This is a genomic window from Nostoc sp., from assembly GCF_054880495.1.
The window spans coordinates 1-10,107 of record NZ_JBTYKD010000188.1; the positions used below are offsets into that span (position 1 = coordinate 1).

At 45.2% G+C, this 10,107-nt stretch carries 8 protein-coding genes and 1 pseudogene; 3 read left to right on the forward strand and 6 right to left on the reverse strand.

The genetic code is table 11. The annotated features are described in order from the left end of the window. From ACYTXL_RS18275 to ACYTXL_RS18285, 3 genes and pseudogenes are all read right to left on the reverse strand, one after another. On the reverse strand, positions 1–1,728 hold a 1,728-nt coding region (locus ACYTXL_RS18275; protein ID WP_461925986.1), incomplete at its 3' end, for a serine/threonine phosphatase. A 445-nt stretch (positions 1,729–2,173) separates the two neighbouring features. Next, positions 2,174–2,311, reverse strand: coding sequence for a transporter substrate-binding domain-containing protein (locus tag ACYTXL_RS18280; protein ID WP_461925991.1), 138 nt, complete (start codon positions 2,309–2,311; stop codon positions 2,174–2,176). Positions 2,312–2,470: 159 nt separating this feature from the next. After that, positions 2,471–3,142, reverse strand: a pseudogene (locus tag ACYTXL_RS18285) (basic amino acid ABC transporter substrate-binding protein); the annotation flags it as partial. A gap of 419 nt (positions 3,143–3,561) precedes the next feature. On the opposite strand from ACYTXL_RS18285, the gene ACYTXL_RS18290 reads away from it, so the two are divergent. Next, positions 3,562–4,764 (forward strand): aminotransferase-like domain-containing protein, encoded by a 1,203-nt coding sequence (locus ACYTXL_RS18290; RefSeq protein ID WP_461925987.1) that lies wholly within the window; start codon positions 3,562–3,564, stop codon positions 4,762–4,764. Between the two features lie 170 nt (positions 4,765–4,934). Here ACYTXL_RS18290 and ACYTXL_RS18295 read toward each other — a convergent pair whose 3' ends face one another. The 3 genes from ACYTXL_RS18295 to ACYTXL_RS18305 form a co-directional block, all read right to left on the reverse strand. Next, positions 4,935–5,558: a J domain-containing protein gene (locus ACYTXL_RS18295; protein ID WP_461925988.1), complete on the reverse strand. Its 624-nt coding sequence runs from the start codon at positions 5,556–5,558 to the stop codon at positions 4,935–4,937. 256 nt (positions 5,559–5,814) lie between these two features. Beyond that, entirely contained in the window at positions 5,815–6,426 is a 612-nt protein-coding gene (locus tag ACYTXL_RS18300) for an ATP-dependent Clp protease proteolytic subunit (protein ID WP_292798359.1), read from the reverse strand. Positions 6,427–6,519: 93 nt separating this feature from the next. Next, the gene (locus tag ACYTXL_RS18305) at positions 6,520–7,182 is read right to left on the reverse strand and encodes an ATP-dependent Clp protease proteolytic subunit (RefSeq protein ID WP_292798361.1); all 663 of its coding nucleotides are present in this window, start codon (positions 7,180–7,182) and stop codon (positions 6,520–6,522) included. Between the two features lie 238 nt (positions 7,183–7,420). On the opposite strand from ACYTXL_RS18305, the gene ACYTXL_RS18310 reads away from it, so the two are divergent. Then, positions 7,421–8,677: a vWA domain-containing protein gene (locus ACYTXL_RS18310; protein ID WP_461925989.1), complete on the forward strand. Its 1,257-nt coding sequence runs from the start codon at positions 7,421–7,423 to the stop codon at positions 8,675–8,677. Beyond that, positions 8,674–9,954, forward strand: a complete 1,281-nt coding sequence (locus ACYTXL_RS18315; RefSeq protein ID WP_461925990.1) for a vWA domain-containing protein — start codon at positions 8,674–8,676, stop codon at positions 9,952–9,954. The genes ACYTXL_RS18310 and ACYTXL_RS18315 overlap by 4 nt, the downstream gene beginning before the upstream one ends. The last annotated feature ends 153 nt before the right edge of the window (positions 9,955–10,107 follow it).

Genomic DNA, 10,107 nt, shown 5'->3' on the forward strand with positions numbered 1-10,107 from the left:
CGAGTTTTCATCACGAGGCCCCAAGGCTTGAGTGAGTTGGTAGGCATCTGGGCGGGCGTAAGCTATGCTTGCTTCCACTCCGCGCGTAATTTCCCGTTGTCCAACTTCGTGATCTAATGTGACTTGTTCTAGTCCCCGCTTGCGCGTCAAGCGATAGAGACGGCTATCTCCCACATGAGCAACTACCGCTTGAGTATCTTGAATTAAGAGCATTACCAGAGTTGTACCCATGCGCCCCACTCCAGAACGGGCATCTTGTTGATTGAGCTTGTAAATTGCCTCATTAGCTAAATACACTGCCTCACGAATGCTATCTTCTGTTGGCAGTTGGTTGGCAATCCAGTGTTCTTGAAAGTATTCCCGTAGGGTGTTGACTGCTAACTCACTGGCTATCTCGCCGCCAGCGTGTCCACCCATACCATCACAGAGAATATACAAACCATGCCCTTGGAGAACTCCACTTTTAGGCAGCTGCAACTGATGAATTTTGGTTTCAATGCCAAAGTAGTCTTCGTTATGATCACGTTGACGCCCCACATCTGTGCATCCTGCATCTTCCAAGCTATTTAACTGCATGTCCAGCACAACAGTTTGCATATCATCAATTTTGCTAATGATCTCTTCTGGCTCATCTAATTGCGGGATAGTGGGCACCGCAGTATTTTCATCGTTTATTGGGGGCAAAGTTGCGGTTTCTAGTGCTTCCAGTTCAACAGAGATTTCCTCCAAACGCGATCGCAACTGGGCGATCGTCTGAATCTTACCTGCATCTAAATCCCCCAACATCTGGACTACAGAGCCAAATTGAGTACGTTGAGACTGCTTAAATAGCGTTTGCCAAACCCGCCCCAAAGCTTGAATGGTTAACGGTTGCTCTGGAATAGCAGATGTTTGGTCTTCGCCATCTTCTGGCGACTCGGCGGCGGGCTGAGAATTCGATGATTCTACATACAACCTTTGTAGCCCTAGCGTTTGGTCTTCATCCAATCGCAAATTCGACAAATCTAAAAGGCTTTGACAAGAATTTACTGGTTCCAATACTGCCCAAAGTTGGGTCATTTGATAACACCAGTGTAAAATTTTTAACGAACTCGTTGTTTCTTCTTGCCATAGGTCGAGTAAATGCTGCCAATGCGAGCGGTTTTCGATTATTACTACCTGGATCTCACCCTGCTGCCATGCATCGTGAATCGGCGGTATCTCCCGCAGACCTTGGGATTGTAAGGCAATATAAACTTTAGCAAGGCGAGGAATTGCACTTGCTTCCACTGATGGCGTTAGCAAATCTGATTGCTGACCTGCTAGTATTGCCTCAATAGGTGATATTTGATACGGCTGGCAGTCTAGAACTTTCACACCTACATCAGTAATGGTGGCAGTTTCCGTTTGTGCAGGTAGCGGATCTAACAATTGATAGCGCTCTTGGGAGTCTAAATAGGAGCCTAATCCAATCTGAGAACTAGCAGATAAAGCAGATGAGCCGGATATTACTCCCTGATCTCCCTGATCTCCCTGATCTCCCAAAGCTTCCCCAGTCGTTTCCTTAGCAATAATTGCCCAAAACACTGTTCCACATTCCGTACCACAGTTATGACAGCGTAGTGCATTCACAGGTACATCATCGGTACTGCATTCAGGACAGACTTTGTGAGTCAGGGACGTGCCACAGTTTTGACAGAATTTATTGCTATTGGGGTTTTCAAATTTACACTGAGGGCAAATCAGCATAGTGGAAGTTCCTTAATTCCCGTTCCAAGGTGCTTATAGCCACTAAGATCCAAGGTGCCACAATTGGCTGCCCCTGACTACAGTAGACCTACAAGAGATTGTAGTTGATCAATAAATTTTGGTGGCAGTATTAATTGTGACGCATATTAGATAAATATTTAATATATTGGCAGCCAATTCCTTATAAATGGGGGAGCAGGGGGAGATGAGGAGTAAGAATTTTAGATTTTAGATTTTGGATTTTGGATTAAAGAATTGAAATTTAATCCAAAAGACGCGACGCTCGAATACTCGCTAACGCTCCGCTATCGCGGACTCGCTAACGCTCCGCTATCGTCAATCCCTTCTCCCAAGGGGAGACGCTGCGCGAACGGGTTCAGCAGTCACTCATGGGGGAAACCCCCTGTTCCCGCGCTGCTTCACCAAAATCCAAAATTGAATTGCCCTATGGCCAAGAGTCTGGCAATTGCGGAGGTTCAGCGTTAAACCATTTTTGATAAATTTGCTTGTAAGTGCCATTGGATAACAAAGTCGCTATACCTTTGTTAATTAGATCCAGATAGGGGGAGTCTTTAGCCCGGATTTCTCACCACATCTCTCAAAACCTTGTGCTCTTGAGCAGGGGAGCAGGGGAGCAGGGGAGCAGGGGAGAGATTTGTACAAGTTCTTTCCCCTCTGCCCCTCTGCCCCTCTGCCCCTCTGCCCCTCTGCATTTCAAGCTTGTGAGAAATGCGGGTTTAGGTGTAGCAATCCCGTAGTATTCTTGGGTGAGCAGATCGGCAACAACTTTGATGCCTTTGAGTTTGCCATTTTTAATCGCATATAAAGTAGCAAAAGCATCGCTAACCACAGCATCAACGTTGCCATTGAGCAAATCTTGGAAAAATTCTGGACCAGAATTAAAAGTACTAATTTTGGCGTTGGGGATGGTTTTGGCAAAATCTGCCCCAGTTGAACCAATTTGTACAGCAATTTTTTTCCCCTGGAGACTTTTGAAGTCTTTAATATTTTGGTTGTCCTCACGTACAGCGATCGCTAGTCCGGCTTTAAAATAAGGTCGTGAAAAAGCAATTGTTTTCAGGCGTTCGGCGGTAATCGTAATCCCACTGATTGCGGCATCGACTCTTTTCGCTTGCAAAGTCGAGATCATGCCATCAAAGGGTAGACTTTCAAACTGGACTGTAAAACCTGCTACTTTAGCGATGCCCTTCTCTACGAGACGCTGCGCGAACGACAGGCTCAGGGTAAGACCTGCGGTGGGCTGTGCCAACGCATTCATCAAATCAATATCAAAACCTTCCAAATTCCCGCTAGCCGTTTGGATTTCAAAAGGGACAAAGGTGGGGTCTGTCGCCACCTTGAGAGGTTTAGCATCTGAGTTAGTAGTGGGATAGAAACTTTTACAGCCAATCATTAGTAGCAGACAGCCTAAGCCTAGAATTAGCTGCTGCCAATTGAAGTTAATTAATTTCACTCTAGTAATTCCGTTCTATCAGTCAATATTCACGATACTTGTAATGATGTTATAAGAAAGAATACATTCGTCAAAAACCAGAATTCATAAGACCAGTCCCTAACACCCCACCCCCAGCCCCTCCCCGCAGGCTCTTAGGGGAGAATTTAACGTAAGTCAAAGGCGGGGTGGGGTTCTTTTTTTGATTTATGCAAGAAGTCTATAGTGGATTCTGGCTCATGACGAAAGTTTAAGACCCCCACTCTCTTGAAAAGTGACGCTCCTGCTTTGCTAACAAATTAAAGGCTTGCTCCGATCTGACTTTTAGCTAGTCGCCTTGTTGTGTGTTTTGTATTCTGACTCTCAATTTTGAACTACTTATGGCTCCTACCACTTCTGCTTACCGAATTAGTGATTTGTTCGCCGAACGAGCTAGAAACCTCGCACCACTAACCTACGGTACAGAGTTAACCAAAATCGCCACTGTGAGCTTTACCTACGGTCTAGCTGACCCAATTTTCTTTCCCCATACTGATTTGGCTGCTGCAAGTGCGGCTGTCCTAGCAGAAGAGGCTCCGATCGCTCTCAATTACGGGCCACCTTCAGCTCAACTATATGAGCAAATTATTCTCCGCTTGCAGGCTAAAGGAATCGCTGCCGATCGCGATCGCTTGATCATTGGCTACGGTTCCACTCAGATTCTCGGCTTGCTACCAGATGTATTTGTCGAACCTGGTGACGTGGTAATCGTGGAAAGTCCAACCTTCTTGCGAGTAGTTAATAGATTTGTCCAGGCTGGCGCACACCTGATTACTATTCCTGTGGATGAGTTGGGGATGGATGTAGATGCCTTAGAAGTAACATTAAGCGACTTGAAGAAACAGGGCATTCGACCCCGGTTTATTTACACCATCCCGACCTTTCACAATTCTACAGGCTCTACTATGCCGTTATTTCGCCGCCAAAAACTGGTAGGGTTAGCGGCTGAGTATGGCGTCGTAGTGGTGGAAGACGATGCTTATAGCGATTTGCGCTTCCAAGGGGAAACTGTGCCACCCTTGGCAACCCTCGACAAGGATGGGTGGGTATTATATGTGAGTACCTTCTCGAAAATTATTGCGCCTGGTGTAAGGTTGGGCTGGGCTTGTGGCGATCCAGCGATTATTGAGCGGCTGGCAATGTTCAAAAGTGAGGGGACTGTGGGGCCATTTATCAGCCATGTAGTCGCTCGCTACTGTGCCACAGGGAAACTAGATAATCACATTCAGCAGCTAATCGCCTGCTACAAGCATAAGTGTAATTTGTTGTTAGAAGCGATCGCTCAAGAGTTTCCCAGTGATATCGTTGCCTTACGACCAGATGGCGGCTTTTTCGTTTGGTGTAAATTGCCGCCAGACATCAGCGCCAAAGCACTCCTAGCCGAGGCCAGTGAACATGGCGTCAGTTTTCTGCCAGGGACTCGCTGTTACGCCAATGGACAGGGGGATGATGCCATCAGGTTAGCTTTTAGTTTTCAAACAACACAGAAGATTGTTGAGGGAATCGCTACATTAGGAGCAGTGTTGCGCGGATGGCCACGATGATCGTACCAATTTTAGATTTTGGATTTTGGATTTTGGATTGAAGATAATCTAAAATCCAAAATTAACTGGCATCATTTTTGAGAAATTTATTTATAGTGGTTATCGCTTGGATACAATACACAGTTGGGGCACAGCAATGCTGTGCCCCTACAAATAGTTTGTAATAATCCTTAAAAAATTTGTTCCAAGCGTTGGAAATCGCGCTGCACTTCATACCAGAGACTTTTATTATGGGGGTCTGTTTTCAAAGCTTTTTTGAGATAAATTCTGGCTTTGAGCAGCTGATTTTCGGTAATTAGCGCCCGTCCCCAAATTTGATAAGCGATCGCTAGCCATTGGCGGACTTCTGCATCTGTTGACAAACGAGCTGCTAAAGCTTCCGCCAGTGCGATCGCTTGAGGAAATCGTCTTTCTTGCAAAAATCGTTGCAATTGCTCATAAGTCTTCCACTTTAGCCGTTCTTCTATTTCTAATAGATTAGGCGGCTTTAGTTTTCCTAGTTGTTGGCTTGTCACCGTTGTTACTGGTGTTTTCTGCCACTGCGTTGCCTTAGCGTCATCACGCCCAGATGTTGACACCTGGGTTGAATGTCCAGCACTTTCCTCTGGCAGTACTACCGTCAGCAGGAGTTTGTAAGCCTCTGTCAAGGCAATAAACTTATCTTTGGCTTTGTTGTCATCTGGGTTGATATCGGGATGATATTGCTGCGCCAGTCGTCGATAAGACGCTTTGATGTCGGCAAAAGAGGCTCCCGACCTTAAACCCAATAAACGGTAGCAATCTCCCAGATCCATCTTGAGCTATGAGCTATCGAATATCCAGCTAAAGGCTATCAGCTATTTGCTTCCAGCCTAAACCATTAATAATAAGGGCTAATTTGCTATTTTAAAGTTTGATGTTGACAGTTTGTTTGGGGAAAGGAGTGGGGAATTTGGAGAGACGCGATTAATCGCGTCTGTACAGGAGTTTGGAGAGACGCGATTAATCGCGTCTGTACAGGAGTTTGGAGTTATTTCTCCCTCATCCCCCCTACTCCCTACTCCCTATTCCCTACTCCCCTACTATTACCGAGCTTCTTTCTTCAATCACACGGTCAATTAAACCGTATTCTTTTGCTTCTTCGGCAGACATGAAAAAGTCGCGATCCATATCTTTTTCAATCTTTGCTATGGTCTGACCTGTTTTATCAGCATAAATCCCATTCAGCTCGTGACGAATCCGCAGAATCTCTTTAGCTTCAATTTCGATATCGCTTGCTTGTCCACGGGTGCCACCTGAAGGCTGGTGAATCATAATCCGTGAGTGAGGTAATGCTAGCCGTTTGCCTTTGGTGCCAGCTGCCAGCAGGAAAGACCCCATTGAAGCCGCTAAACCTACGCAAATAGTCACTACATCTGATTTGATATGTTGCATGGTGTCGAAAATAGCCATGCCTGATGTAACCATCCCACCAGGGGAATTGATGTATATATAAATATCTTTACCTGGATCATCTGAGTCCAGATACAGCATTACAGCGATGATCTGATTGGCAATTTCATCATCAATATCTCGCCCCAAGAATATAATCCGTTCCCGGTAAAGGCGATCGTAGATGCTAATCCAATCTGTATATTGTCCTCCGGGCATCCGGTAAGGAACTTTAGGAACGCCTATAGGCATTTTCGTTACTCCCTTTTTAATAATTTGAGGGCGGTAGGAGAGTTAAGAATGAGCAGTATTAAATAACTCATAACTCATAACTCCTAACTGAATTTAGAGGACACTGGCAGGAAGTGGGGGATTTGCGAGTTCTTCTTTCTCAAAAACTCGGTCAATCAGCCCGTATTCTTTCGCTTGGTAGGGTGTCAGATATAACAGCCGATCCATATCTTTAATAATTTTTTCTGGCGGCTGTCCGGTGGTGCGATGCAAGATATCAACTAACGCCCCTTTATTTACCAAAACTTCCCTGGCGCGAATTTGAATATCCGTTGCTTGACCTTGGGCGTAACTTTTGGGTTGGTGCAGGATAATCGAGGAGTGAGGCAAACTAGCGCGGCAACCTTTTGTACCAGCACTGAGAAGCATCGCTGCCATACCCATTGCGGAACCGACGCAGATGGTGTGGATCGGAGGTTTGATATATTTCATGGTGTCAAAGATGGCGAAGGCTTCGGTTTCAAAGCCAATGGGTTCGCCACTGTAACCGGAAGTGCCGGTGGAGTTGATATAGATTTTAATTGGCTTTTCGGGGTCGTCGGACTGCAAAAACAGCAATTCAGCCACGATTAATTCGGTGACAGCAGGCACCAGTGGCATCCCAATATAGACAATTCGCTCCTTCAACAAGAGGGAAGGTAAATCTGGCGGCGGTGTCCGGTAGAAGTTATCGCCGTAATATGGGGCTTGAACAGCCTTAATTGGGGAAGTGTCCATAACAACTGATCGCCTGAAACTATGCCGTTAACTGTAATACATCCTAGCGCGATGCTAGCCTGACTCAAGGTGCGGATTTCTCCCTAATGCTTAAGGCGGCTTTGCATCTGCCAATGCGTGGCTTCTAAGATATTCTGATTATATTAGTGTATTTATGTTGGATAGGTTTTCCGTAGAGCTAAAGTACTGCTTTGAAGTTATTTATAAAAATGTATATCCGTAATAAGGACTTTGAGTTATGAAGGTTAGTTTGCAGCCTGCCTTGAATGATGGTAATTTGGACGCGAATCAACTGAACAGTCAACGTCAGTTGGGAATTTCGATTTCTGCGATCGCAGAGGCTTTAGACCGGAATGTACCCCTGAATTTATGCTTAATTCTCGATCATAGTGGTTCGATGCACGGGCGATCACTAGAAACGGTCAAAAAAGCAGCGATTCGTCTGGTAGATAGACTCAACAGTGGCGATCGCCTCAGTATTGTAGTTTTCGATCACCGTGCCAAGGTCTTAGTACCTAGTCAAGTCATCGAAAATCCAGAGAAAATCAAACAGCTAATTAATCACTTATCTGCCGATGGTGGGACTGCGATTGATGAAGGACTACGCTTGGGCATTGAAGAGTTGGCAAAGGGCAAAAAAGATACTGTTTCCCAAGCCTTCCTATTAACCGATGGGGAAAATGAACACGGTGATAATAATCGCTGTTTGAAATTCGCCGAATTAGCGGCTAGTTATAATTTGACTTTGAACACTTTGGGATTTGGTGACAATTGGAACCAAGATGTTTTAGAAAAAATTGCCGATGCTGGTTTGGGTACTTTATCTTACATTCAAAAATCCGATCAGGTAGTGGAGGAGTTTAGTCGCCTGTTCAGCCGCATTCAAACGGTGGGATTGACTAATGCTTATCTGCTATTCTCCCTGATGCCCAATATCCGGTTAGCAGAACTCAAACCGATTGCCCAAGTTTCCCCAGACACAATTGAGTTACCACTGCAACAAGAAGCTGATGGACGTTTCTCTGTGCGGTTGGGAGATTTAATGAAAGATGCAGAACGGGTGATTTTAGCTAATATTTATTTGGGACAATTGCCAACAGGTGAACAAGCGATCGCTAATGTGCAAGTCCGTTACGATGATCCAGCCGCTAACCAGGTAGGTTTATTTACACCAAATATCCCAGTTTATGCCCATGTAGTCAAAAATTATCAAGCAGACCCCAATCCCCAAGTGCAACACTCTATTTTAGCATTAGCTAAGTATCGTCAAACTCAGTTAGCCGAGACGAAATTGCAACAGGGCGATCGCACTGGTGCAGCGACGATGTTACAAACAGCTGCTAAAACTGCCCTGCAAATGGGAGATCAAGGGGCGGCGACGGTGTTACAAAATTCTGCCACCAGTTTGCAAGCTGGACAAGATTTATCCGAAAGCGATCGCAAGAAAACCCGGATGGTTTCCAAAACAGTTTTGCAAGATACCCCTCCTCAATGAAAGTTAAATTGCTATCGGCGTTAAATGATTCTAATGTTGATGTGGCTCAAACAAGTAGCCAACGTCAATTAGCAATGACGATTTTTGCAATCGCTGGCGAGTTTGACCAAAATCTGCCGCTTAATCTCTGCTTAATTTTGGATAAAAGCGGTTCCATGCATGGACAACCAATTAAAACGGTGATTCAGGCAGTGGAAGGATTAATCGATCGGTTAAAAGTAGGCGATCGCATCTCAGTTGTGGCTTTTTCCGGTTCTGCGGCAGTGATTATCCCCAACCAAGTGATCCAAGACCCCGAAAGCATCAAATCTGAAATTAGAAGCAAACTCAGTGCTAGCGGCGGTACTGTAATTGCTGAGGGCTTGGAATTGGGAATTACAGAACTGATGAAGGGGACAAGAGGCGCTGTTTCCCAGGCGTTTCTCTTGACAGATGGACATGGTGATCGCAGTTTGCGAATTTGGAAGTGGGATATTGGGCGAGATGATAACAAGCGCTGTCTTCAACTCGCGCAAAAGGCTGCCAAGCTGAACTTAACTATCAACACTTTCGGATTTGGCAATAGCTGGAATCAGGATTTGCTAGAAAAAATTGCTGATGTCGGTGGTGGGACTTTAGCCCATATTGAACGTCCTGAACAAGCTGTGGATCAATTTAGTCGCTTGTTTGGGCGGATTCAGTCTATAGGGCTAACTAATGCCTACTTGCTGTTATCTCTAGTACCTAATGTCCGACTAGCAGAATTGAAACCCATTGCCCAAGTTGCCCCAGACACAATTGAGTTACCAATAGAACCAGAAGTTGATGGTAGTTTTGCTGTACGTTTGGGAGATTTGATGCAGGATGTAGAACGGGTAGTTTTGGCTAACATTTATTTGGGACAATTGCCAGAAGGAAAACAAGCGATCGCACATCTGCAAATCCGTTATGATAACCCGTTGGTTAATGAACAAGGTTTACTTTCGCCCCTCGTGCCAGTGTATGCAGATGTGGTGCGGGCGTATCAACCAGCGTTAAATCCCCAGGTACAACAATCTATTTTAGCATTAGCGAAGTATCGCCAAACCCAGTTAGCTGAGGCGAAATTGGAACAAGGCGATCGCACTGGTGCAGCCACGATGCTACAAACGGCTGCTAAAACCGCTTTACAAATCGGAGATAAAGGGGCGGCGACAGTGTTGCAAACTTCCGCCACTCGCCTGCAAGCTGGAGAAGAACTTTCGGAAGCAGACCTCAAGAAAACTAGGATTGTATCAAAGACCGTTTTACAGGAATAGTTAACTCATAATTTACAATTAATTCAGGTTTCAAGCTCTTAATTTTGCTAAGGTTCAAGTAAGGATTCAGGTGTTTGAAACCCAGTCACAGAGATAGTTTCAAAATTGACTTTGGCTTATTAACATACCTTTAGTCGCAATAATGCACGGAAA